The sequence below is a fragment of the Paracoccus sp. (in: a-proteobacteria) genome (assembly GCF_039808215.1).
GTDB lineage: Bacteria > Pseudomonadota > Alphaproteobacteria > Rhodobacterales > Rhodobacteraceae > Paracoccus.
On the sequence record NZ_JBDHSP010000020.1, the window covers coordinates 1 to 22,939 of the forward strand.

Below are 22,939 nucleotides of genomic sequence, written 5' to 3' on the forward strand. Positions count from 1 at the left end.
CCATCATGACCATCATGGCAAAGATAATGTTAATCCGTGAGCCGGATCCAGGGGCGGGTTTCAGGCGCCGATCAGCCTTGGAAGGGCACGGTGCGGCCGGGCTGGCGCACCTGCTCGCGCGTATAGGCGACGCCGTGGACCTTGATGCCGCGCTGATCCAGCAGGCTGATGATGCCGCCACGATTGGACAGCGCCACCGGCGCGGTGACGCGGCAGCGCAGGGTCTCGCCCGGCGGCAGCCTGCCCGACAGCGGCATGGCGTTCTTCAGCCGGTCGCGGATCGTCCAGCCGGTCAGGTCGATCGCCACATCCGAGGTGTTGAGCAGCGTCACCCATTCGCGTTCCGGGCTGGCGGTGTCGTTGACCAGCGCCGCGATGATGCGCACCAGCCCGTCGGGCGTGTCGAAGGGCGGGATGGCATCGCCATCCACCGGCGCATCGCCCGCCACCCCGGGATTGGCCTCGGTGTCGTCGGAATGCCAGGCTTGGGTCTGGAACTTCAGGAACACCCCGACCCATTGCCTCTGGGCCGGGAACTGGAAGATCAGCCCGCCGTCCTGATAGGGTCCGTTGTCCTTGGCGAACTTGCCCGGCGGGTTGCCCTGGTTCATGTGGATGTCGTGGATGCCGCGGCCGGGCCGGAAGCCGAAATACTTGTCCGCCTTGTCCTCTTCGGGGCCCCAGGTCTCGCCGAAGGCATAGATCCAGGCATCCTCGTCGGCCATGGCGCGCTGGACATAGGCGTCGATCTTCTCGTTCAGGTCGTTGTCGGGTCCGGCGGCCGAGATCGGCAGCGGCTTCAGCTCCCATGGCTGCATCAGATTGCCGCGGATGAAGTCCAGCGCCAGGCCGCCGGGCCGGCTGGGCACGACATGCAGCCCCTCGGGCAGGTCCTGCAGCTGTTCGGTGATCGGATGCTGAAAGCGCGAACGCACGAGGAACTCGACCTCGCTGCCGTCCTGCGAGCGCACGTTGATGGCGATACGGTGCAGCGTCCCGTTCTGCGAGACGAGGACCTGGTAATGCGGGCTTGCCCCGGTGGCCAGGCGGTTGTTGATCGGGCGACCCTTGAGCACGGAATAGTTCTGGAGAGGCATGGCGAAACTCCAAAAACGCTTGCTGCATGAAATCGGCGGGCGGCAACAAATGCCGGTCCGCGGCCGGTGTCGGGTCCCGGCCTGGCCAAGGACCCGGCCCGATTATGTTTTCGGGACCGGGCCGGGGTCAAGCCCGTGCCGGCGGGGGCCGCGCATTGAAAAGGCGACCGCGGCATGGCCGCGGTCGCCTGTCGGTTCTGTCTTGCACCGGTCAGGGCGCGATCAGCAGCCCAGCTGGCTGCCGGCGGCAGCGCCGCCCACCGTCCCGGCGGCCGTGGCAATGGTGCGGCCCGAGCCGCCGCCGATATTGCTGCCCACACCGGCACCGATGGCCGCGCCGCCAGCGGTCGCGGCACCGCACTGGATGGCGGCCTGCTGCTGCGGGGTCGGGTTGCACGCGGCCAGCGCCAGGATGGCACCCAGGCCGATGATGGCGGTTTTGATCATGATTTCGGCTCCTGCCTGTCTGCTGCTTTCATACCCATGCTTGGTGCACGACCGGCATGACCGTTGTCAGTTCGTTCACGATTTCTTGTCGGCCGGGCGCCGGCGGGCCGGAACCCGGCCCGCCGCCGGCCTAATCGGCAAGGATGGTGCCGATACTGTCGAAGGTCACTCCGACCGCATCGAAGACAAAGCCCCCGGCGCGCCTGACACCGGTCACCGGATTGTTGGCATAGCTGGGCTGGTCGAGCCGCGGGTAAAGCGCGATCAGGCCGACAAAGCGGCTGTGCGCGATGCTGTCAGGCTGGATCGAGGAAATGTCGATCACCCGCATGCCGGATTCCTGAACCGCCTTTTGCACCCTTGGGTTGTTCAGGTCGATCGCGCCAACCCTCTGGCGCCGCGCCGAGAGCTTGGACGAAAGCGCCAGCGCCTTGTCATCCGTAGCGACCAGAACCGTCATCGGCTCGCGCATTGGGCCGATGACATTGGCCTGGCGGCGGAACACGTCCACGTCGATGTCGGGCGCGGCCAGGATGACCTCGAGCCGGTCCAGCACGTCCCCCCTGCCTTCCAGGCGCAACTGCCGCAGCGCCTCCATCGTCAGACGCGCGCCCATGCTGTGTGCCAGCACCCGCACCCTTCCGCCGGCCGGCCGCGAGCGGGCCAGCAGCGTCAGCGTGTCCACCAGACCGTCGCGGGCGAAATCCGCCGCATCCCGGTCGGCCAGATAGGACGAGAGATGGCCCTCGGAGGACCAGGAAAACAGGATCGGCTGCGCGCCAAGCGAGGAATCCGCGCCCATCTGCGCGGTGCGGAACAGCGCCTCCTGAAAGCTCTGGTTGAAGCCGTGGATGAAGATGCCCACGTTCTTGGCCTCGACCTCCTTCTTGAAGGTCTGGCGCGGCAGCACCTCCTGGCGCAGGGTGATGAAATCCTTCGCGGGATCGGGTTCGCCCTCGGCCCATTCGATTTCGCCACTGCGATGCGTGGGCGGGATCGAGATGTCGAAGCTGGCGAAAGTCAGCTCGGGCGCGCGGCCGGCGCCAAAGGCATAGGGCTGGCCCGGCTGACGTTGGCGCGTGGTCACGGCATGGACCTGCACGATCCGCGCCCCGGCCTGCGGGGCGGCGTTGGTCGGGGCCAGCACGCTGGCCGGCATGCGGTCCGAGCAACCCGCCGCGGCCGCGCAAATTGCCAGAATGAGAAGGCTTTTCCTGATCATGGAACGATTCCACCCGCAATCGGGGTCATGCCGGCGGGCCGCCCGCCCAAGGGACAGGCGGCGCCAGCCTGCCCCGACACCCGGCCGGGGCAGAAATTGCCGGACCCCGGTTGCGGTCAGCAGGCCATGTTGTGGCCGACGACCGCGCCGCCGACACCGCCGGCCGCGGTGGCGATGGTGCGGCCCGAGCCGCCGCCGACGAGGCTGCCCAGCCCGGCACCGACCGCGGCGCCGCCGGCGGTTCCGGCGCCGCAGCGCATGGCGGCCTGCTGTTGCGGGGTCGGGTTGCAGCCGGCCAGCGCCACAAGGACGCCAAGGCTGATGATGGCCGTTTTGATCATGGTTTTTGCTCCTGCCTCTTTGCGGTGATCGCGGCAAGGCCGCGCTCACTTGCCAAGTGCCGCAGCGGGGGCCTCTTGTCAACGAATCCCGGCGGCGGCCGGGTCAAAATCCCGGCAACCTCAGCCCAGCCGCGGGATCGCCTCCAGCAGCATGCGGGTATAGGGCTGGCGCGGGGCGGCAAAGATCTGCGCCGCCGGGCCCTCTTCGACGATCTCGCCGTGGCGCATGACCACCACCCGGTCGCAGAGGTGATGAACCACCGACAGGTCGTGGCTGATGAACAGAAGCGTCAGGTTCAGTTGCCGGCGCAGCTCCATCAGCAGGTTGATGACCTGCGCCTGGATCGAGACATCCAGCGAGGCCACCGGCTCGTCGCAGACGATGACCTCGGGCTGCATGGCCAGCGCGCGCGCAATGGCGATGCGCTGGCGCTGCCCGCCCGAGAACTGGTGCGGATAGCGGTTCGCCAGCGCCGGATCGAAAGCCACGGCGCGCAGCCAGCGCTCGACATAGGCGCGGGCCTCGGTGCGGGTGCACAGCCCATGCGCGATGGGCCCCTCGGCCACCGACTGAAAGATCGTGCGGCGCGGGTCGAGCGAGGCGAAGGGATCCTGAAAGATCATCTGCACGCGGGTGCCCAGCTTGCGCGCGCCCTCCATCACCGGCTGGCCGGCAACCCGGACCTCGCCGCCCGAAGGGGGGGTGATGCCGCACAGGATCCGCCCCAGCGTCGATTTGCCGGAACCGGATTCGCCGACCAGCCCCAGGATCTCGCCCCGCGCAATGGTCAGCGAGGCCGATTTCACCGCATGGACCTGCGCGGGTTCCCGCGCCAGCCCGGCCCGGATCGCCAGCCTGCGCAGCCTGCCGATGCGCGGCAAGAACCATTTGTCGACGTGGCTTGCGGTGACGAAACCGGGATCGGCGGGCGCACCCAGTGACGCCCCGCCCAGCTCGGCAAGCTCCAGCGCCCCCGCCGCTTCGGTGGCGCCCGAAGCCAGCAGTTCCCCCGGCTTTGAGCGCGACGGCAGCGCATCCAGCAGCGCCTGCGTATAGGGATGCTGCGGCGCGGCCAGGACCGCGCGCGCCGGGCCGGCCTCGACGATGCGACCCTGGCGCATCACCGTGATCTGGTCCGCGATCGAGGCCACGGTGGCCAGATCATGGCTGATCCAGATCAGCGAGGTGCCCATCTCGGCCACCAGCGCCTTGACCTCCTTGAGGATCTCGGCCTGAACCGAGACATCCAGCGCCGTCGTCGGCTCATCGGCGATGACCAGCCGCGGCCGGTGCAAAAGCGCAATGGCAATCGCCACGCGCTGCCGCATCCCGCCCGAGAATTCATGCGGATACTGGTCGACCTTGTGTTCGGGGTCGAGGATGCGGACGCGGGCGAGTGCATCAATGGCGCGGTGGCGGACCTCGGCATCCGAGGCCGGCTCATGCGCGCGGATCGCCATGCCGATCTGGTCGATGATCTTGACCACCGGATTGAGCGTCATCATCGGGTCCTGAAACACCATCGAGATGTCCTTGCCCCGGATCTCGCGCAAGGCGGGCGCGTCCATGCCGACCAGCTCGCGCCCGTCGAAGCGGATCGAGCTGCCTTCCTCGATCCGGCCGGGGCGGTCGATCAGCCCGATCAGCGAAAACCCGGTGATCGACTTGCCCGAGCCGGATTCGCCGACCAGCCCCATGACCTCGCCGCGTTTCAGCGAAAATGAGATGCCATCCACCGATTTCACGATGCCGCGGTCGGTGTGGAACCATGTGCGCAGGTCGCGCACCTCAAGCAGATCGGTCATTTGCGCAGCCTCGGGTTCAACTGGTCGCGGACCTGATCGCCGACAAGGTTGATCGCCATGATCAGGATGATCAGCGCCACCCCCGGATAGATCGCGATCCAGTAGCGGCCGGACATCAGGTATTGAAAGCCGTTGGCGATCAGCATGCCCAGCGAGGGCTCAGTGGCGGGCAGGCCGACGCCAAGGAACGAGAGCGTCGCCTCGAGCGAGATCGCCGAGGCCACCTGCACCGTCGCCACCACGATCAGGGGCGGCAGGGCATTGGGCAGGATGTGGCGGGTGATGACGAACCAGCCGCTCATCGGGACCGAGAGCGCGGCCTGCACATAATCCTTGCGGCGCTCGGCGGCGGCGGCGCCGTGGGCGGTGCGCACGAAATAGGCGTATTGCGCAAAGACCAGCGCGAGGATCAGCTGCTCCTTGCCCTGTCCAAGGATCGCGGCGACGACAAAGGCCAGCAGGATCGCGGGAAAGGACAGCTGGATATCGACGATGCGCATGATCAGCGCTTCCAGGCGTCCGCCGACATAGGCCGCCGAACAGCCGACCACGGCCCCGATGGCGAAGGCGATCGCCCCGGCCATCAGGCCCATCTGCAAGGAAATCCTGAGCCCGTAGATGATCGCAGAGAGCAGATCGCGGCCCTGACTGTCGGTGCCCAGAAGATGCAGCATCCCGTCGCGCCCGACATAGCCCGGCGGGCGGCGGGCGTCGCGCAGCACCAGCGATTTCAGATCGTAAGGGTCCTGCGGCGTGATCAGCGGCGCGAAAATCGCGGCCAGCAGGATCGTGACCAGCACCACCAGCGCCACCATGGCGACCTTGCTGCGGCGGAACTCGCGCCAGAACTGCGCGGCGGGAGACACCGACCCGGATGAAAGCGTTGTGGTCATCTCAGTGCCCCCCATGGCGCAGGCGGGGATCAAGGAAGGCATAGGCCAGATCCACGCACAGGTTGATGACCACGAACAGCGCCGAGACCAGCATCAGATAGGCCACCATCACCGGCCGGTCGAGCGAGGTGATCGAATCGACGATCAGCTTGCCAAGGCCGGGCCAGCTGAAGATGGTTTCCGTCACCAGCGCGAAGGCCAGAGTCGAGCCCAGTTCAAGCCCAAAGACCGTGACCAGCGGGATCGAGATCAGCTTCAGCACATGGCGGCGCAGGATGGTGCGCTCGGAAATCCCGGCGGCGCGGGCGAATTTGATCGTGTCGGTCAGCATGATCTCGCGCGTGCCGGCGGCAGCAAGGCGGCACATCATCGACATCTTGAAGAGCGAGAGATTCAGCGCCGGCAGGATCAGATGCGACCAGCCGTCCAGCGTCAGGAAGGAAAACGGCACCCCGAACAGATCGCGCGTCGCGCCGCGGCCGCCAGCGGGCAGGATGCCCAGCTGCACGGCAAAGACCATGATCAGCATCAGCCCGATCCAGAAGGTCGGCACCGAAAAGCCAAGGATCGACAAGGCCATGATCGCCCGCGCCGGGATGCTGTCGGGCCGGTAGCCGGCATAGACGCCCAGGGGGATGCCCACGGCGGAGGCGAAGAACACCGCGATCAGCGTCAGTTCCAGCGTGGCGGGCAGTTTCTGCGCGATCAGCGTGCCGACCGGCATGTTGAAGACAAAGGAACTGCCCAGATTGCCGGTCAGCAGCCTTTGCAGGAATTGCAGATATTGCTGCCAGATCGGCAAATCGAGGCCGTATTGCTCGATCACCTGCTGGCGGATGGCCTGCGTCGCATCGGGCGAGATCAGCACATCGACCGGGTTGCCGATCACATAGACGCCGGCAAAGACCAGCACCGACATGACCAGCAGCACGACCAGCGCCTGCGCAAACCTGTGGATGATGAAAGATGCCATGGCTGTCCTCCCCGATCAGCTGAGGCGTTCAGTGCCAGCCCTGTTCGATCTCAAGGCGGGTCTCCTCGACGCCGACCTGCCAGATCGCCAGCATGTCGGCGTCGGGGCGCTGGAACACGCCGTGGTAATTGCCCTCGGCGATGCGCTCACGCTTGCGCCAGGCATCGACCCGGGCCACGGCGGCGAAGTCGATCCGCTGCTTGGCGAAATTCGGCACCGGCGCATCGGCCAGCCGTGTCCAGGGGAAGTTTTCCATCCAGCTGGCGTGCGAGGCCGCCGGGTCGATCTCCATGACCTTGGCCATGGTGCGGGGCGCGCGCCACCAGTCATGCAGTTTCACGGAACTGTCGCGGTAATCGTTCAGCCATTCGCCGATCAGCGGCGCCACCGGCGCATTGCCGCCATGGCCGTTCACGATCAGGATGCGGCGGAACCCGGCGCGGTAAAGGCTGTCCAGCAGATCCTCGATCACCGCCAGATAGGTGCGCAGCCGCAGCGTGACCGTGCCCGGATAGGCCGCAAAGCCCGAGGCCATGCCATAGGGCAGACAGGGAAAGACCGGTACGCCCAAGGGTTCGGCGGCCTCGACCGCGATGCGCTCGGCCAGAATCATGTCGGTGGCGAGGCTCAGATGCGCGTGCTGCTCGACCGAGCCGATGGGCAGAACGCAGCGGTCGTCCAGCGTCACGCGCTGCTCGACCTGGCCCCAGTTCATGTCCTGAATGCGCATGTCGGCTGTCCTTTCGGGCTGGGGCCGTCGCGGCGGTTCCCCTTGGGTGAATCGCTGGTTGTTCGTTCCATAAGGGACCAAAATATTATTTGACGCAAGATAATTCTTTGTCATACCGTTCCAGATGGAACCGATGCCCGAATGAAAGGCACAGCAGATGCAAGCCGCGACAGATCAGGCGCTGCTCGAGGCGCGGGCCGGCAGGGACCGCGGCAGCCTCGATCGGTGGCTCGCCGATGACAGCCCGCTGCGCGCCCGGCTCTGGGACAATCCCTGCTGGCTGTCCTTCCGGCTGAACTATCTGACGCTGCGCTTCAACAACCCGGTTTACGGCCATGTCCAAAGCCGGCTCGACCTGCTGCGCCCGGATTTCGTGGTGCTGTGGTCGCTGTATCTGGGCGGCGAGATGGCGCAGACCGATGTCGTGCGCAGCTCGGGCTTTCCCAAGAACACGCTCAGCCGCGCGGTGAACAAGGTGCATCGTCTTGGCATGATCGCGCGCGAGACCGATCCCGCCGACCAGCGCCGGGTCATGCTGCGCCTGACCGACAAGGGCCGCGCCGCCGTCGAGGCGGTCAAGGGCGCGATGCTGGCGCAGGAACGGCTGATGCTGGACTGCCTCAGCCCGGCCGAGCGGCTGATCCTGTCAGACATCCTGACCAAGCTGGTCACCGCCTCGGCCGCATGGCCCGAGGCGCTGGAGGACCTGCCAGACTGACACGGCCATCCCGGGGAGGGGGCGGCCCGATTTCAACCAAGGAGGAGAGACATGAACCTGAAATCCACGCTGAAGGCGGCGCTGCTGGCCAGCGCGCTGGCGCTGCCGCTGTCCGCGCTGGCCGAGGATCTGGTGATCGCCACCAAATCCGGTCCGGCCTCGATGGACCCGCATTACACCGCCACCTCGGCCAATGCCGAGGCTACCAAGCAGATCTATGACACGCTGCTGCGCGCCGACAACAACCTGCAGGTGCAGCCCTCGCTCGCGACCGAATGGAAGGCGATCGACGACACCACCTGGGAATTCAAGCTGCGCGAGGGGGTGAAATTCCACGACGGTTCCGACTTCACCGCCGAGGATGTGAAGTTTTCCATCGAGCGCATCCCGAATGTGACCGGCCCCAACCCGACCACGATCTATGTCCGCCGCGTCGATGGCGTCGAGGTGGTCGATCCCCATACCATCCGCATCAAGACCAAGGGTCCGGCGCCGACGCTGCCCAACGACTTCGTGCGCCTGTTCGTCGTCTCGCATCAGGCGGCGGCGGATTACTCGACCAAGGAAACCTCTGCCGAGGGCTTCAACTCGGGCAAGGCGGCCATCGGCACCGGGCCTTACAAATTCGTCAGCTGGGCACCGACGCAGGATCTGGTGCTGGAAAAGAACGCGGATTACTGGGGCGGCGCGCAGCCCTGGGACAAGGTGACGCGCAAGGAGATCCCCAATGACGCCGCCCGCGTGGCGCAGCTGAAGGCCGGTCAGGTCGATCTGATTTCCAAGATCCCCGCGACCGATCTGGCCACGGTCGAGCAGGACAGCGCGCTGAAGGTGGTGAAGGCGCCCTCGGTCTTCATCCCCTATCTGGAGTTCGACTTCCGCGAGGATACGCCGCAGGTCTGGGACAATGCCGGCAAGAAGATGGCGAAGAACCCCTTCCTTGATCCGCGCGTGCGCGAGGCCTTCGACCTGGCGCTGGACCGCGAGACCATCATCGAATTCGCGCTGGAAGGCATGGGCGAGGTGGCGACGCAATTGGTGACGCCGAATATCTTTGGCTACAACCCCGACATCCCTGCCCCGGTCTTTGATGAGGACAAGGCCCTCGCCCTGATGGCCGAGGCGGGCTATCCCGACGGCTTCAAGGTGACGCTCGCCTATGCCAATGACCGCATGCCCACCGAGCTTGGCCCGACCATCGCGCAGATGCTCTCGGCGATCAACGTCACCGTCGATGTGCAGGGGGTGCCGGCGACGGTCTTCAACCCGGCCAAGACGCGCGGCGAATATTCGCTTTACATGGCGTCATGGGCCACGCTGACCGGCGAGGCGAACTATACGCTGTCCTCGCTCATGCACAGCAACGACCCGGAAAAATCGCTGGGCGCCTTCAACGTGCGCGGCTACTCGAACCCCGAGATGGACAGGCTGATCGAGGAGGCCGCCGCCGAGATGGACGAGGGCAAGCGCAAGGCGCTCTTGGAACAGGCCAACATGCTGGTCGCCACCGACCGCCCCGACCTGCCGCTGGCGGTGAACGTCTCGGCCTGGGGGATGAAGGCCGACAAGGTGACCTATGATCCGCGCGCCGACGAGGACACGCTGGCCATGGACATCCACCCGGTGAAATGACCGCTTCGGGCGGCGCGTCCCAAGGGTGCGCCGCCCCCTTTGCAAGGAGAGACCCATGGGCTTTGCCCCCCCCGAGACCCCGCCCCATGACTGGGACGAGCCGACCTGGCGCGGCCTGGTCGATTTCGTCCGCGCCGGCCGCTCGCTGAAACCCAAAAGCTGGCCGGGCGGCGCGCGCTGCGCCGTTGCGCTGAGTTTCGACAGCGACCATGAAACCAACGAACTCCGCGACGGCGGCCGCTCGATCGGGCGGCTGTCCTGGGGGCAATACGGCAACCGCCGCGGGTTGCCGCGCATCCGCGAGGTGCTGGACCGCTTTGGCGCCAAGGCCAGCTTCTTTGTCCCCGGCGTCGCCGCCGCGCTTTACCCCGATGAGCAGCGCTCGCTGGTGGATGACGGCCACGAGGTCGCCCTGCATGGCTGGATCCATGAGGTAAACACGCAGGTTCCCCCGGCGCAGGAACGCGAACTGATGCTGCGCGCCGCCGACACGCTGGAGCGCATCACCGGCACCCGCCCCGTCGGCATGCGCACGCCGTCATGGGATTACAGCCCGACCACGCTTTCCATCGCCGAGGAACTGGGGCTGGTCTATGACAGCTCGCTGTTTGCCGATGACGACCCCTATGAGATCGTGACCGAGGGCCGCCCGACCGGCATTGTCGAGCTGCCGGTGGAATGGATCCGCGACGACGCGCCCTATTTCATGATGAACCGCTTTGGCGGGCAGCGGCCCTATACGCCGCCGACCGCCGTTCTGGACATCTTCCTGCGCGAATTCGAAGGCGCCCATGCCGAGGGCGGGCTGTTCTTGCTGACCATGCACCCGCATGTGACCGGCTACCGCTCGCGCATCTTCATCCTCGAGGAGCTGCTGCGCCGGATCATGGACAAGGGCGATTGCTGGGTCGCCACCCATGCCGAGATCGCCCGCCATTGCGCAGACGCCGCCGGCCTGCCCGCGCGCGGCTAGGCACGGCACCAGGGCCTGCCCGATGGGCGGAATCGCGGCAGGCCTTGAAATCCCGAGGACAATCGCGATATGCAGCCATGCGCCGCCGCGCTGCCGGGCCCGCTGCATTTTGTCGAATTCTTATAACTGGATTAAAGAAATTCGATAAAGTCTTTCCACGATTTTGCCATTAGGTTCTGCCAACTCGTCGAGGAGGACAGATTTTTGGCGATCGGAGGGGAGATGACATTGAATTCTACGGACAATCCGCCGCAGGTGGCCGCGAGGCCCGAAGATGAAATGCTGAGCATCGGGGCGAATATCGTCTACGGGCTGCAACACATCCTGACCATGTATGGCGGCATCGTGGCGGTGCCGCTGATCGTGGGCCAGGCCGCGGGCATGAACCCGGCCGACATCGGCCTGCTGATCACCGCCTCGCTGTTTGCCGGGGGTGTGGCGACGATCCTGCAGACCATCGGCATTCCCTTTTTCGGCTGCCAGCTGCCGCTGGTGCAGGGCGTGTCCTTTGCCGGCGTGGCGACGATGGTCGCCATCTCGGGCAATGGCGGCATCCAGGCCATCCTGGGGGCGGTGATCACGGCCTCGTTCATCGGCTTGCTGATCTCGCCGCTGGTCTCGCGCATCACGCGCTACTTTCCGCCGCTGGTGGCGGGCATCGTGATCACCACCATCGGCCTGACGCTGATGCCGGTGGCCGGCCGCTGGGCCATGGGCGGCAATTCCAAGGCCGAGGATTTCGGCAGCGTTGCCAATATCTCGCTGGCGGCGGTGACGCTGGCCTTCGTGCTGCTGCTCAGCAAGATCGGCAATGCCACGATCTCGCGGCTGTCGATCCTGCTGGCGCTGGTGATCGGCACGGCCATCGCCTATGCGACCGGCATGACCAATTTCTCGCAGGTCACGAACGGGGCGGTCTTTGCCCTGCCCAGCATCTTTCACTTCGGCTGGCCGACCTTCAGCGTGGCCGCGACGGTCTCGATGACCATCGTCGTCCTGGTGATCCTGGTCGAGACCTCGGCCGACATCTTTGCCGTGGCCGAGATCGTCGATACCAAGGTGGATTCGCGCCGTCTGGGCGACGGGCTGCGCGCCGACATGCTGTCGAGCATGCTGGCGCCGCTGGTGGGGTCGTTCACGCAAAGCGCATTCGCCCAGAACGTGGGCCTGGTGGCGGTGACCGGCGTGAAAAGCCGCTATGTCGTGGCCACCGGCGGTCTGATCCTGCTGACGCTCAGCCTGTTTCCGGTGATCGGCCGCGTCGTCGCAGCCATCCCTCCCCCGGTTCTGGGCGGCGCCGGCATCGTGCTGTTCGGCACCGTGACCGCAAGCGGCATCCGCACCCTCGCCAAGGTCGAATACGCCAACAACATGAACCTGATCATCGTGGCGACCTCGATCGGCTTCGGCACGCTGCCGATCGTGCTGCCGACCTTCTATCACCAGTTCCCGGGCTGGGTTGAGACGATCTTTCATTCGGGCATCAGCTCGTCGGCGATCATGGCGATCATGCTGAACATCCTGTTCAACCACTTCACGGTGGGCAATTCCGACCAGCAGTCGGTGTTCGCGGCGGGAACCGAGCGCTCGATCCGCTACAAGGACATCGCCCTGATGCAGGACGGCGACCATTTCCGCGGCGGCAAGCTTTACGACGCCGAGGGCAACGAGCTGAAGCTGATCGCCTCGGACGGCCACTGAACCGGCAACCGGCTCTGCCGGATCGCAGCGCCGGCAATGAAAACGGCCCGCCCCCAAGGGGCGGGCCGCTTTTCTTGCTCTGCCGCGATCAGACCAGCTGGGCGCGCAGCTTGGTGTATTCCTCGGCCGAGATCTTGCCCTCGGACTTGAGCGCCTCGAGCTTGGCCAGCTCATCGGCGACGCTGAAGCCGACCACATGGCGCAGATGGTCGCGCGCCTCGCGGGCGGCCTCGACATCGCGCCGGCCCATGCCCGAGCCCTGCGACAGAAGATAGGCGAACACCCCCAGATAGGGCAGCAGCACCAGCAACACGATCCAGATGACCTTGGCGCCACCCCCGATGTCCTTGCGCCGGAACAGATCGGCAAAGACCGAGATCAGCAGCCATATCCACATGATGAACAGGAAGATGACGAAGACATCCACCAGAAAGTTCCAGAACGAGAAGCCACTGCTCATGACCATATCCAACTCCTTGCTACAACCTGCATCCGCGCCGGCTCCGCACCATCATGTGCCGACAATGACCCGGGCCGCAAGCGGTCCCCGGCAGGATGCGATCATATCGCGCCATTTGCCGCAGCACACATGCGTGAGGCGCTCAGCCCTTCTTGCCGATGCGCGGCTCGGTCCCTGCCAGGATGCGGGCGATATTGGCGCGGTGGCGCAGAAAGATCAGCGCCGCCATGAAGGCAGTCACCGCCGCCATGCGCCCGCCTTCCAGCCCTAGCGCCAGCAGCGGCGTCAGCGCCGCCGCGACCAGCGCCGACAGCGAGGAAATGCGCCCGACCAGCGCCGCCAGCAGCCAGATGCCGCAGGCGGCCAGCCCCAGCCGCCAATCCAGCGCAATCAGCGTGCCTAGAAAGGTCGCGACCCCCTTGCCGCCCTTGAATCCCAGCCAGACCGGGAACAGATGCCCCAGAAAGGCCGCGGCCCCGGCGATCAGCGCCGCCTCGGGCCCGGCCAGCCAGCGCGCCAGCAGCACCGCGACAGCGCCCTTGCCCGAATCCAGCAAGAGCGTCGCCAGCGCCGCCGGCCTGTTGCCGGTGCGCAGTACATTGGTCGCGCCGATATTGCCCGAGCCGATCTGGCGCAGGTCGCCCAGGCCCAGCGCCCGGGTGATCACCAGCCCGAAGGGGATCGCGCCCAGAAGATAGCCGATGCCGGCCCAGAGGATCAGGCTCATGCCGCGTCTCCATGGACGCGCCGGCCCGCGACCCAGGTGCCCAGCACCCGGCCCTGCATGCGCGCGCCGTCAAAAGGGGTGTTCTTGGATTTCGACAGCAGCCCGAAACGGTCCAGCACGAAAGGCGCGTCGGGGTCGAACAGCACCAGATCCGCCGGCGCACCCGCGGCGATGCGCCCGGCCGCCAGCCCCAGCCGCTTTGCCGGATTGAGCGACATCGCCCGCCACAGCTGCGCCAGGCCAAGCCCGCCCTGATGATGCAGGCGCATGGCGGCGGGCAGCAAGGTCTGCAACCCGACCGCGCCCGGCGCCGCCTCGGCAAAGGGCAGGCGTTTCGATTCCTCGTCCTGCGGCGTGTGAAAGCTGGCGATCACGTCGATCTCGCCCTCGGCCACCGCGGCGACCATGGCCATGCGGTCGTCCTCGGACCGCAGCGGCGGGGTAAAGCGGAAGAAGGTGCGATAATCGCCCACGTCGAATTCGTTCAGCGTCAGATGGTGGATCGAGACCCCCGCGGTCACGTCGAGCCCCGCCTTGCGCGCCCGCGCCAGCGCCGGCAGGCTGGCCGCGACGGTGATCTGGTCGGCGTGATAGCGCGCCCCGGTCATCGCCACCAGGGCAAGGTCGCGGTCCAGCCCCATGACCTCGGCCATGGGCGAGACCGCCGGCAACCCGTAAAGCGAGGCGAACTTGCCGCTGGTCGCCGCCGCGCCTTTGGACAGGCCGGGGTCCTGCGGATGCCCGACGATCAGCGCGCCAAGGCCGCGGGCATAGGTCATGCAGCGCGACAAAAGCCGGCTGTCCGCGACCACGCGCACCCCGTCGCTGAAGGCCACCGCACCCGCGTCCTGCAGGAATGACATCTCGACCATCTCGCGCCCGTCACGCGCCCGCGTCAGCGCCGCCATGTGGCGGATGTGCACCGGCGCATCCGCCGCGCGGCGGGCGGCAAAGGCCAGGGATTCCGGCGTGTCGATAGGCGGCAGCGTGTCGGGGCGCGCGATCAGCGTGGTGACGCCGCCCGCCGCCGCGGCCAGCCCGGCGCTGCGAAAGCTTTCCTTGTGCCGCTCGCCCGGCTCGCCCACTTTCACGCCCCAGTCGACCAGACCCGGGGCAAGGCACTTGCCGCCGCAATCGATCAGCTCCGCCCCTGCGGGGGCGTCAGTGCCCACGCCCGCGATCACGCCGTCGCGCACGGTCAGGCTGGTCTCCTCGACCACCTGCGCCTCGGGGTCGATCAGGCGGGCGTTCTGGAATTGCAGGATCATGCGATTTCCTCCAGTTCCAGGCGGCTGACGCGAGGACGAAATACACGGTCAAAGGCCAGAAGCTGCACCAGCAGCCAATCGTGCTGGCGCGGCCAGTCGGCCTCGTCGGTCGGATCGGCATCGGTCAGCGTCAGCCCGATCCGGGCGGATTGCCGATTCGGCATTGGATCCCAGTCCAGCGAAGCACCGATTTCGGCCTCGATCTGCGCCCGCTCGGCCTCAAGGCGGGCAAACCAGATTGAGGGCAACGGATCAGACGCGTTCAGGTAAAGCGAAACCCGCAGCCGCCGTGTCCGCTCGGTCAACTCCAGCCGGATCGTCACGCCGGTTTTGCCTGCGCTGTAGTCCATCCATTGCTTCGGCGCCGGCTTGCGGGGTCGGATGGTCCGGCTGGCGGCCGACAGTCTTTCGTTGAATGCCTGCCAGAAACCCAGGTAACCGGCCTTGAGTTCCGAGACCGCGCCTTCCTCGATGCCCTTCCTGCCCAGGGCCACCGCGGTGCTCCAATCGTTGGGCTTGCTGACGATGTTGAACTTGGGCGCGACGGGGCTTGGGCCGATGCGCCACAATTCGACCTCGAGGGCGAAGATGCGGATATTCTCGCTGGTGATCTCGTTCAGCCAGTCGCAGGCGGCGCGGTGTTCGTCGGCAAAGCGCGAGGCGATCCAGATGATCGTCACCGCCTGAAGCCCCGCCGCATAGGTCAGCAACTGGCCCAGATGGGTGTGGTCAGTGCGTTCAAGCTGGTTTTCGATCAGCACCCAACTGCCGTCCGCCATGTCCTTGCACAGGATGTCGGCCCGAAACGGCCCGACCGCGCGTTCCTGCGCCTCAAGCTCCAGTTCGATCCCCAGCGTCTCGCCCAGCAGCGCCAGGTTTTCCTCCTGCGCCAGCCAGGGGGTGAAATGCTGGGGCTCGCTGGCCCAGGCGGCGCGCAAGTCAACCCGTTCAAGACGGCCGAACCCGCTCATGCCATCATCTCCGCCGCCTTGGCGCCGCGTTCGGCCCGCAGGTTGCGCGCCAGCAGGTCCATCGCCGCCATGCGCACGGCGACGCCCATTTCCACCTGGTCCTGGATGACGCTGCGGTTGATGTCGTCGGCGATGGTGCCGTCGATTTCGACCCCGCGATTCATCGGCCCCGGGTGCATGACGATGGCATCGGGCGCGGCCAGCGCCAGCTTTTCGGAATCCAGCCCCCAGCGGTGGTAATATTCCCGCTCGGACGGGATGAAGCCGCCGTCCATGCGTTCCTTCTGCAAGCGCAGCATCATCACCACATCGGCGCCCTTCAGCCCCTCGCGCATGTCCTCATGGACCTCGCAGCCCCAGTCGCGCGCACCGGCGGGCATCAGCGTCGCCGGGCCAACCAGCCGCAGGCGGTTCTCCATCTTGCCCAGCAGAAACAGGTTCGAGCGCGCCACCCGGCTATGCGCGATGTCGCCGCAGATCGCCACGGTCAGCCGGTGCAGGCGGCCCTTGGCGCGGCGGATGGTCAGGGCGTCCAGCAGCGCCTGGGTCGGATGTTCGTGCCGCCCGTCGCCGGCGTTCAGCACCGCGCAATTCACCTTCTGCGCCAAGAGGTCCACCGCCCCCGACTGCGGATGGCGCACCACCAGCAGGTCCGGGTGCATGGCGTTCAGGGTCAGCGCGGTGTCGATCAGCGTCTCGCCCTTTTTCACCGAACTGGTCTGCATGGCCATGTTCATCACATCCGCCCCCAGCCGCTTGCCGGCCAGTTCGAAACTGGACTGGGTGCGGGTCGAATTCTCGAAGAACATGTTGATCTGGGTCATGCCGGCCAGCGCGTCGGAATGCTTGACCGTGCGGCGGTTCAGATCGACATAGGTCTCGGCCAGATCGAGAAGCGTGGTGATTTCGGCGGGGGCGAGCGGCTCGATCCCCAACAGGTGGCGGGCGCGGAACATGGCCAAGGAAACCTCCGGATCCTGACTGAGCCCTCTATGGCAAATCATTCCACAGCCGGCAAGCGCCGGAACCCCCTTGCCTTGCCTGCGATTTTACCCCATCGCGGGGCATGGACAGACGATTTGGCACGGTCAGCTTCGTTTCCTCGGGTCCCGGCGATCCCGAGCTGCTGACGCTCAGGGCGGTCAGGCTGCTGGGGGAATGCGACGTGGTGCTTTACGACGACCTCGCCTCGGGTCCGGTGCTGGACCGGGCCGGGCCGCAGGCGCTGCGCATCCCGGTCGGCAAGCGCGCCGGCCGACCCTCGGCCAAGCAGGAACAGGTGAACGCGCTTCTGGTCGCGCATGCCCGCGCCGGCCGGCATGTGGTGCGGCTGAAATCGGGCGATTCCGGCGTCTTTGGCCGGCTCGAGGAGGAAATTGCCGCGCTGCGCGCCGCCGGCGTCGGGTTCGAGATCGTGCCCGGCATCCCCTCGGCCATGGCGGCGGCCGCCGCCGCCGGCCTGCCGCTGACCCGGCGCCTGACGGCGCGCAGGCTGCAGTTCGTCACCGGCGCCGATGTCACCGGCGGGCTGCCCGCGGACCAGAACTGGGCGGCGCTGGCCGATGCCCATGCCACCACCGTGGTCTTCATGGGCCAGCGCACCTTCCCGCAGATGGCGGCGGCACTCATCGCGCATGGGCTGGCGCCGGAAACGCCGGCGCTTCTGGCCGAGGCGGTCGGGCAGCCGCAGCAGCGCCTGGTGCGCAGCACCGTCGCGGGCCTGGCCGCGCTGCTGGCCGCCGAGGGCCCCGGCCCGCATCCGGCGCTGATCCTTTATGGCCCGCTGGCCGATCAGGACCAGCCGGGCGCAAGCTGACGGTTGCCCCCGGCGCCGGCGCGATTATGCTGGCGCCCCGAAAAGGGGGGAAAACCATGCTCGGCTTCATCACCATCCAGGACGGCTCGGGCGCCGCCGACCGCTTTCTGGCCGAGACGGCGGATGCGCTGCAGGCGCAGGGCCTGCGCCTGGCGGGCGCGGTGCGCAGCGATCTTGACCGCATCGGCATGCAGGATTGCGACATGGAACTGCGCGTGCTGGGCGACGGCGCGCGCATCCGCATCTCGCAGGATCTGGGCAGCGGCGCGCAGGCCTGCCGGCTGGACCCGGGCGCGCTGGCCAGCGCCGCCGGCCGCGCCGAGGCGGTGCTGGCGCAGGGCGCCGATCTGGTCATCGTCAACAAGTTCGGCAAGCAGGAAGGGCTGGGCCAGGGCTTTCGCGCCGTGATCGCCGCGGCGGTGGCGCAGGGGGTGCCGGTGCTGACCACGGTGGCGCCCGAGCATCTGCCGGCCTTCCGCGACTTTGCCGGCGACATGGCCGAGCCGGTGCCGGCCGAAGCGGCGCTGGACTGGTGCCGCGCCCAGGCCCTCCCCGCCCGATGACCGAGCGCATCGACGCCCGCGGCCTGCTGTGCCCGCTGCCGGTGCTGCGGCTGCGCAAGCGCCTGCTGGACCTGCCGCGGGGCACGCGCGTCACGCTGCTGGCCACCGACCCGGCGGCGCTGATCGACGTGCCGCATTTCTGCGCCGAATCCGGGCATCGCCTGATCGCCAGCCGCCAGACCGTCGCCGGCGAGACCGAATATACCGTCGAGCGCGGCCCGGCCTCCGGCGACTGATGCCGACACTGCGATGCTGGCGATCTTTCTCAAGACCCTGCCCTTCTTTCTGGTGATTGCCATGGGCTGGCTGTCCGGGCGCAGCGGCTTCTTTCCGCCGGCAGCCACGGCCTGGCTGACGAAATTCGTCTTTTATTTCGCACTTTCGGCCATGCTGCTGCGCTTTGCCGCGACGCTGGACGTGGGGCAGATGTTCGACCCCGGTTTTGTCGCCGCCTATCTGGCCGGCTCGGTCGCGGTCTGGCTGCTGGGCTTTGGCGTGGCGCGCGGGCGCGGCCTGGCGTTGCCCGAGGCGGCGATGGAGGCGCATGCCGCCATGACCGGCAATACCGGCTTTCTGGGCGTGCCGATGCTGGTGGCGCTGATGGGACCGGCGGCGGTCGGGCCGGTGCTGATGGTGCTGACCATCGACATGGTGGTGTTTTCCACCCTGATCACGCTGATCGTCACCGCGGCGCGGCACGGGCGCATCGGTGCGGCGACGCTGCTGCCGCTGGTGCGCGGCATCCTGTCCAATCCGATGATCGTCTCGATGCTGGCGGGCCTCGGGTGGTCGGCGGCGGGCCTGCCGATGCCGGGGCCGCTGGATGAGTTCCTGGCGCTGCTGGGCGCCGCCGCCACGCCCGGGGCGCTGTTTGCCATCGGCGCCAGCCTGGCCGGGCGCGGGGCCGAACGGCCAGGCCCGGCGCTGTGGCTGACCGGCGCCAAGCTGGTGCTGCATCCGCTGGCGGTGGGCGTCGCGGCGCTTTCGGTCTTTGATGTCGCGCCCTATCCCGCCGGGGTGATGATCGCCGCCGCGGCGCTGCCGGTGGCCGGCAATGTCTATATCCTGGCGCAATATTTCGGCGTGGCGGTGCAGCGCGTCTCGACCGCGATCCTGTTTTCGACCGCGCTGAGCATCGTCACCCTTCCCGCCGTCATGCACTGGATCATGAAGGGCTGATCCCCGGTCAGTCCACCGGGCGGATCAGCTTTCTTTCCAGCACACGCAGCACCACCGGCAGGTCGTGGCCGCGCTTCAGGACGCGCCCGTCCATGGCGATCACCGCATATTGCCCCTGCGCCGCGCGCAGCCGCGGGCGTTTCTCGATGCGGTAAAGCGGGGTCTCGGTGGCGCGGCGAAAGACGGAAAACACCGCCACCTCGCGCAGAAAGGACATGGCATAGTCGCGCCATTCGCCGGCGGCGACCATGCGGCCATAAAGCGACAGGATGGCACCAAGCTCGGCCCGGTCGAAAGCGACGCGATCAAGGCCGGAAGAAGAGGCGAAAGGCGCGCTGGTCATGCCCGGATGGTGACACCGCCCCCGCGCACAAGCAATGGAAATCCCGCCGCGCCGGGTCCGGCGCCCGGCTCAGGCCGGAAAGCCGCTGGCGCGGCGCAACTCGCCGGTGACCAGCCCGCGCCAGTTGCGCTGCGGTCCGGTCAGGTATTTCTGCACCACCGGATCAGAGGCATCCAGCAGGCGCAGATGCACCAGCAGCGCGGTGATCGCCGCCTCGGCGCCGCGGGTGCCGCCATCGGTCACCTTCAGCGCGATGCCCAGGCCGCGCTCGGGGACGATGCCCACGAACACCGCCTCTGCCCCGGTCTTGACCGCGACGCGGCCGCCGGCGGCGCGCATGATCTCGGTGCAGGCGCGACCCTCGCCGGCGACCAGATCGGGATGGGCGATCATCGCCTCGACCAGGCGGCGCTGCGCCTCGCCGCGCTTGCCGGCGCCGGGGCGGGCAAATTGCGCCATGGCATGGGCCAGCCCCTCGACCGTGCAGGCGAAATTCGGCGCCGAGCAGCCGTCGATGCCCCAGCCGGCGGCGGTCTCGCCGGTCACCTCCTCGAAGGCGCGGCGCACCGAACGCTGCACCGGATGATCGAACTCGACATATTCCGGCCCGGCCTTGATGTGGCGGGTCAGGGTCAGAAACCCCGCATGCTTGCCCGAGCAGTTGTTGTGGATCTGGCAGGGCTGCTCGTCCGAGCAGATCAGCCGCCGGCTTTCCTCGGGATCGCGCGGCATGTGCGCGCCGCAGCGCAGGTCGCTGTCATCCAGCCGCAGCCCGTCCAGCCAGGCCGCGACACGGCGCAGATGGGTCTGCGCACCGTTGTGGCTGGCGCAGGCCAGGGCCAGTTGCTCGCGCCCGAGGCCGGCGGCATCGGCCGCGCCGCTTTCCACCAGCGGCAACGCCTGGATCATCTTGCACGACGAGCGCGGAAAGATCACCGTGCCCGGATTGCCCCAGGCCTCGACGACGCCGGTCGCGTCCGAGATCACCACATGGCCCAGATGCACGCTCTCGCGCAGGCCGCCGCGCCAGAGTTCGATGAGCTTTGCTGCCGTCATTCCCGGGTTTCCTCTGACAATCGCGCGATTTTCCGCAAACGGGGGTTTTTCCCGCCACCCTTTTCGCATTATCCTGCAGCCGGATGGTTGAAAATACCACCGTCATTCGGCAAAAGACCGACAAACCGGACAAGGGCAGGAGACCTGAGCATGTTGAAATCCGCGCCGCGCGCCGCCGCGGCCGCCGCCGTCATCGCGATCGCCGCGTCCACGTCGGTTTTCGCCCAGGACTCGACCAATGTGATCGGGACCGAAGGCGACTGGACGGTGTTCTCGGCCAAGAACCCCAAGGAATGCTGGGCCGTCTCGGCGCCGAAATCCAGCCAGAACACCGATGCCAGCGGCAAGCCCAAGGAGGTGACCCGCGGCGACATCCGCCTTTACGTCGCCTATCGCCCCGGCCAGGCCGGCGAGGTCTCGTTCTCGGGCGGCTATCCCTTTGCCCCCGATTCCGCCGTCGAGGTGAATATCGGCGGCAATGTCTTCAAACTGTTCACCGAGGGCGAAAGCGCCTGGACCGGCTCGCCCTCCGAGGATGCCAAGCTGGTCGCGGCGCTGCGCGCCGGCTCCTCGGCGGTGCTGACCGGGCGTTCGGCGCGCGGCACCATGACCAAGGACACATTCAGCCTTTCGGGCATCACCGCGGCGACGAACAAGGCGCAGGCCGCCTGCAAATAGGCGGCGCCCCGACGATCCGGCATCAGACAGGGGCGCGCGCCCCTGTTTTCTTTTGGGCCGGCCTGCCCTATATAGGCGCATTGCCCCCTGCCCCTGCCGGATTCCGCCATGACCGCGCCTGTCGCCGCCCCGATCACGCAAGACCTGTTGACCATCCCGCGCAAGCTGCCCGAGGCCGCGCGGCCGAACCTTGTCGGCCTGACGCGCGAGCAGCTGCTGCAGGCGCTGATCGCCGCCGGCACGCCCGAGCGCCAGGCCAGGATGCGCGTCGGCCAGATCTGGCAATGGATCTATCACTGGGGCGTGCGCGATTTCGCGCAGATGACCAACCTCGCCAAGGATTACCGCGCGCTTCTGGCCGAACGCTTCGAGATCGCCCTGCCCGAGATCGTCACCCGCCAGGTCAGCGCCGACGGCACGCGCAAGTATCTGCTGCGCATCAGCGGCGGCCATGAGGTCGAGACCGTCTATATCCCCGAGGAAAACCGCGGCACGCTGTGCATCAGCTCGCAGGTGGGCTGCACCCTGACCTGTTCCTTCTGCCATACCGGCACGCAGAAACTGGTCCGCAACCTGACCGCGGCCGAGATCGTCGGCCAGGTCATGCTGGCCCGCGACGATCTGGGCGAATGGCCCAAGCCCGGTGCGCCCAAGGACGAAACCCGCCTGGTCAGCAATGTCGTGCTGATGGGCATGGGCGAGCCGCTTTACAATTTCGACAATGTCCGCGACGCCATGCGCGTGGTCATGGACGGCGAGGGGCTGTCGCTGTCGCGCCGCCGCATCACGCTCTCGACCAGCGGCGTGGTGCCGGAAATCGCCAGGACCGCCGAGGAAATCGGCTGCCTGCTGGCGGTCAGCTTTCACGCCACCACCGATGCCGTGCGCGACGTGCTGGTGCCGATCAACAAGAAGTGGAACATCGAGGCGCTGCTCGCCAGCTTGCGCGACTATCCGCGGCTGTCGAACAGCGAACGCATCACCTTCGAATATGTGATGCTGGACGGGGTGAACGACAGCGATGCCGACGCGCGCCGGCTGGTCAGGCTGATCCGCGGCATCCCGGCCAAGATCAACCTGATTCCCTTCAACGAATGGCCCGGCGCGCCCTATCGCCGTTCAAGCTGGGAACGGATCGAAGCCTTCGCCGACATCGTGCACAAGGCCGGCTACGCCAGCCCGATCCGCACGCCCCGCGGCGAGGACATCATGGCGGCCTGCGGGCAGCTGAAATCGGCCACCGAACGCGGCCGCAAGACCCGCGCCCAGATCGAGGCCGAGACGGACGAGGACTGAGGGGCCGCGCGGCAGACCCCACGGCCCAAGGGCCCGCTGCCCGGCCGCG

The 22,939-nt window shown here is 67.3% G+C and carries 25 protein-coding genes; 10 read left to right on the forward strand and 15 right to left on the reverse strand.

Annotated elements, in window-relative coordinates; translation table 11 throughout:
• Positions 1-71: 71 nt before the first annotated feature.
• The 8 genes from WMK75_RS08845 to WMK75_RS08880 form a co-directional block, all read right to left on the reverse strand.
• Positions 72-1,097 (reverse strand): DUF2278 family protein, encoded by a 1,026-nt coding sequence (locus WMK75_RS08845; RefSeq protein ID WP_347267315.1) that lies wholly within the window; start codon positions 1,095-1,097, stop codon positions 72-74.
• Between the two features lie 222 nt (positions 1,098-1,319).
• Positions 1,320-1,544 (reverse strand): glycine zipper 2TM domain-containing protein, encoded by a 225-nt coding sequence (locus tag WMK75_RS08850; protein WP_347267316.1) that lies wholly within the window; start codon positions 1,542-1,544, stop codon positions 1,320-1,322.
• Positions 1,545-1,674: 130 nt separating this feature from the next.
• Positions 1,675-2,766 carry an alpha/beta hydrolase gene (locus WMK75_RS08855; RefSeq protein WP_347267317.1) on the reverse strand — a complete coding sequence of 364 codons (1,092 nt, stop codon included), beginning with the start codon at positions 2,764-2,766 and terminating at the stop codon, positions 1,675-1,677.
• Between the two features lie 116 nt (positions 2,767-2,882).
• The gene (locus tag WMK75_RS08860; protein ID WP_347267318.1) at positions 2,883-3,107 is read right to left on the reverse strand and encodes a glycine zipper 2TM domain-containing protein; all 225 of its coding nucleotides are present in this window, start codon (positions 3,105-3,107) and stop codon (positions 2,883-2,885) included.
• 120 nt (positions 3,108-3,227) lie between these two features.
• A complete protein-coding gene (locus WMK75_RS08865) occupies positions 3,228-4,913 on the reverse strand; it encodes an ABC transporter ATP-binding protein (RefSeq protein ID WP_347267319.1) in 1,686 nt (561 codons plus the stop codon).
• Positions 4,910-5,806, reverse strand: a complete 897-nt coding sequence (locus WMK75_RS08870) for an ABC transporter permease (protein WP_347267320.1) — start codon at positions 5,804-5,806, stop codon at positions 4,910-4,912. Before WMK75_RS08870 ends, WMK75_RS08865 begins: the two co-directional genes overlap by 4 nt.
• A 1-nt stretch (position 5,807) precedes the next feature.
• The gene (locus tag WMK75_RS08875) at positions 5,808-6,779 is read right to left on the reverse strand and encodes an ABC transporter permease (protein ID WP_347267321.1); all 972 of its coding nucleotides are present in this window, start codon (positions 6,777-6,779) and stop codon (positions 5,808-5,810) included.
• A 28-nt stretch (positions 6,780-6,807) separates the two neighbouring features.
• Positions 6,808-7,509, reverse strand: coding sequence for a creatininase family protein (locus WMK75_RS08880; protein ID WP_347267322.1), 702 nt, complete (start codon positions 7,507-7,509; stop codon positions 6,808-6,810).
• A gap of 157 nt (positions 7,510-7,666) precedes the next feature.
• Between WMK75_RS08880 and WMK75_RS08885 the strand changes: the two genes are divergently transcribed.
• From WMK75_RS08885 to WMK75_RS08900, 4 genes are all read left to right on the forward strand, one after another.
• Positions 7,667-8,227, forward strand: coding sequence for a MarR family transcriptional regulator (locus tag WMK75_RS08885; protein ID WP_347267323.1), 561 nt, complete (start codon positions 7,667-7,669; stop codon positions 8,225-8,227).
• Between the two features lie 51 nt (positions 8,228-8,278).
• A complete protein-coding gene (locus tag WMK75_RS08890; RefSeq protein ID WP_347267324.1) occupies positions 8,279-9,859 on the forward strand; it encodes an ABC transporter substrate-binding protein in 1,581 nt (526 codons plus the stop codon).
• Between the two features lie 55 nt (positions 9,860-9,914).
• Positions 9,915-10,832 carry a polysaccharide deacetylase gene (locus tag WMK75_RS08895; RefSeq protein WP_347267325.1) on the forward strand — a complete coding sequence of 306 codons (918 nt, stop codon included), beginning with the start codon at positions 9,915-9,917 and terminating at the stop codon, positions 10,830-10,832.
• Positions 10,833-11,054: 222 nt separating this feature from the next.
• Positions 11,055-12,533 carry a nucleobase:cation symporter-2 family protein gene (locus WMK75_RS08900; RefSeq protein WP_347267326.1) on the forward strand — a complete coding sequence of 493 codons (1,479 nt, stop codon included), beginning with the start codon at positions 11,055-11,057 and terminating at the stop codon, positions 12,531-12,533.
• A gap of 88 nt (positions 12,534-12,621) precedes the next feature.
• On the opposite strand, the gene WMK75_RS08905 is transcribed toward WMK75_RS08900, so the two are convergent.
• The 5 genes from WMK75_RS08905 to WMK75_RS08925 all read right to left on the reverse strand — a co-directional run bounded on the left by WMK75_RS08905 (position 12,622) and on the right by WMK75_RS08925 (position 16,915).
• On the reverse strand, positions 12,622-12,999 hold the full coding sequence (locus tag WMK75_RS08905; RefSeq protein WP_347267327.1) for a PLDc N-terminal domain-containing protein: 378 nt from the start codon (positions 12,997-12,999) through the stop codon (positions 12,622-12,624).
• A 136-nt stretch (positions 13,000-13,135) separates the two neighbouring features.
• Positions 13,136-13,720 (reverse strand): glycerol-3-phosphate 1-O-acyltransferase PlsY, encoded by a 585-nt coding sequence (plsY, locus tag WMK75_RS08910; RefSeq protein WP_347267328.1) that lies wholly within the window; start codon positions 13,718-13,720, stop codon positions 13,136-13,138.
• Positions 13,717-14,988: a dihydroorotase gene (pyrC, locus tag WMK75_RS08915; protein WP_347267329.1), complete on the reverse strand. Its 1,272-nt coding sequence runs from the start codon at positions 14,986-14,988 to the stop codon at positions 13,717-13,719. The genes plsY and pyrC overlap by 4 nt, the downstream gene beginning before the upstream one ends.
• Positions 14,985-15,959 (reverse strand): DUF4268 domain-containing protein, encoded by a 975-nt coding sequence (locus tag WMK75_RS08920; RefSeq protein ID WP_347267330.1) that lies wholly within the window; start codon positions 15,957-15,959, stop codon positions 14,985-14,987. Before WMK75_RS08920 ends, pyrC begins: the two co-directional genes overlap by 4 nt.
• Entirely contained in the window at positions 15,956-16,915 is a 960-nt protein-coding gene (locus WMK75_RS08925) for an aspartate carbamoyltransferase catalytic subunit (RefSeq protein WP_347267365.1), read from the reverse strand. Before WMK75_RS08925 ends, WMK75_RS08920 begins: the two co-directional genes overlap by 4 nt.
• 110 nt (positions 16,916-17,025) lie before the next feature.
• Between WMK75_RS08925 and cobA the strand changes: the two genes are divergently transcribed.
• From cobA to WMK75_RS08945, 4 genes are read left to right on the forward strand one after another with little or no spacing between them, the layout of a single operon-like run.
• The gene (cobA, locus tag WMK75_RS08930; protein ID WP_347267331.1) at positions 17,026-17,775 is read left to right on the forward strand and encodes a uroporphyrinogen-III C-methyltransferase; all 750 of its coding nucleotides are present in this window, start codon (positions 17,026-17,028) and stop codon (positions 17,773-17,775) included.
• A 56-nt stretch (positions 17,776-17,831) separates the two neighbouring features.
• Positions 17,832-18,338 (forward strand): DUF2478 domain-containing protein, encoded by a 507-nt coding sequence (locus tag WMK75_RS08935; protein WP_347267332.1) that lies wholly within the window; start codon positions 17,832-17,834, stop codon positions 18,336-18,338.
• A complete protein-coding gene (locus WMK75_RS08940; RefSeq protein ID WP_347267333.1) occupies positions 18,335-18,574 on the forward strand; it encodes a sulfurtransferase TusA family protein in 240 nt (79 codons plus the stop codon). Before WMK75_RS08935 ends, WMK75_RS08940 begins: the two co-directional genes overlap by 4 nt.
• 13 nt (positions 18,575-18,587) lie before the next feature.
• The gene (locus tag WMK75_RS08945) at positions 18,588-19,517 is read left to right on the forward strand and encodes an AEC family transporter (protein WP_347267334.1); all 930 of its coding nucleotides are present in this window, start codon (positions 18,588-18,590) and stop codon (positions 19,515-19,517) included.
• 7 nt (positions 19,518-19,524) lie between these two features.
• Here the strand turns inward: WMK75_RS08945 and WMK75_RS08950 are convergent, their stop codons facing one another.
• Together WMK75_RS08950 and WMK75_RS08955 are read right to left on the reverse strand one after the other, a co-directional pair.
• Entirely contained in the window at positions 19,525-19,860 is a 336-nt protein-coding gene (locus WMK75_RS08950; RefSeq protein ID WP_347267335.1) for a DUF2794 domain-containing protein, read from the reverse strand.
• Positions 19,861-19,929: 69 nt separating this feature from the next.
• On the reverse strand, positions 19,930-20,916 hold the full coding sequence (locus WMK75_RS08955) for an asparaginase (protein ID WP_347267336.1): 987 nt from the start codon (positions 20,914-20,916) through the stop codon (positions 19,930-19,932).
• Positions 20,917-21,066: 150 nt separating this feature from the next.
• On the opposite strand from WMK75_RS08955, the gene WMK75_RS08960 reads away from it, so the two are divergent.
• Both WMK75_RS08960 and rlmN read left to right on the forward strand, forming a co-directional pair.
• Positions 21,067-21,594, forward strand: a complete 528-nt coding sequence (locus WMK75_RS08960; protein ID WP_347267337.1) for an invasion associated locus B family protein — start codon at positions 21,067-21,069, stop codon at positions 21,592-21,594.
• Positions 21,595-21,702: 108 nt separating this feature from the next.
• Positions 21,703-22,890, forward strand: coding sequence for a 23S rRNA (adenine(2503)-C(2))-methyltransferase RlmN (gene rlmN, locus WMK75_RS08965; protein ID WP_347267338.1), 1,188 nt, complete (start codon positions 21,703-21,705; stop codon positions 22,888-22,890).
• The last annotated feature ends 49 nt before the right edge of the window (positions 22,891-22,939 follow it).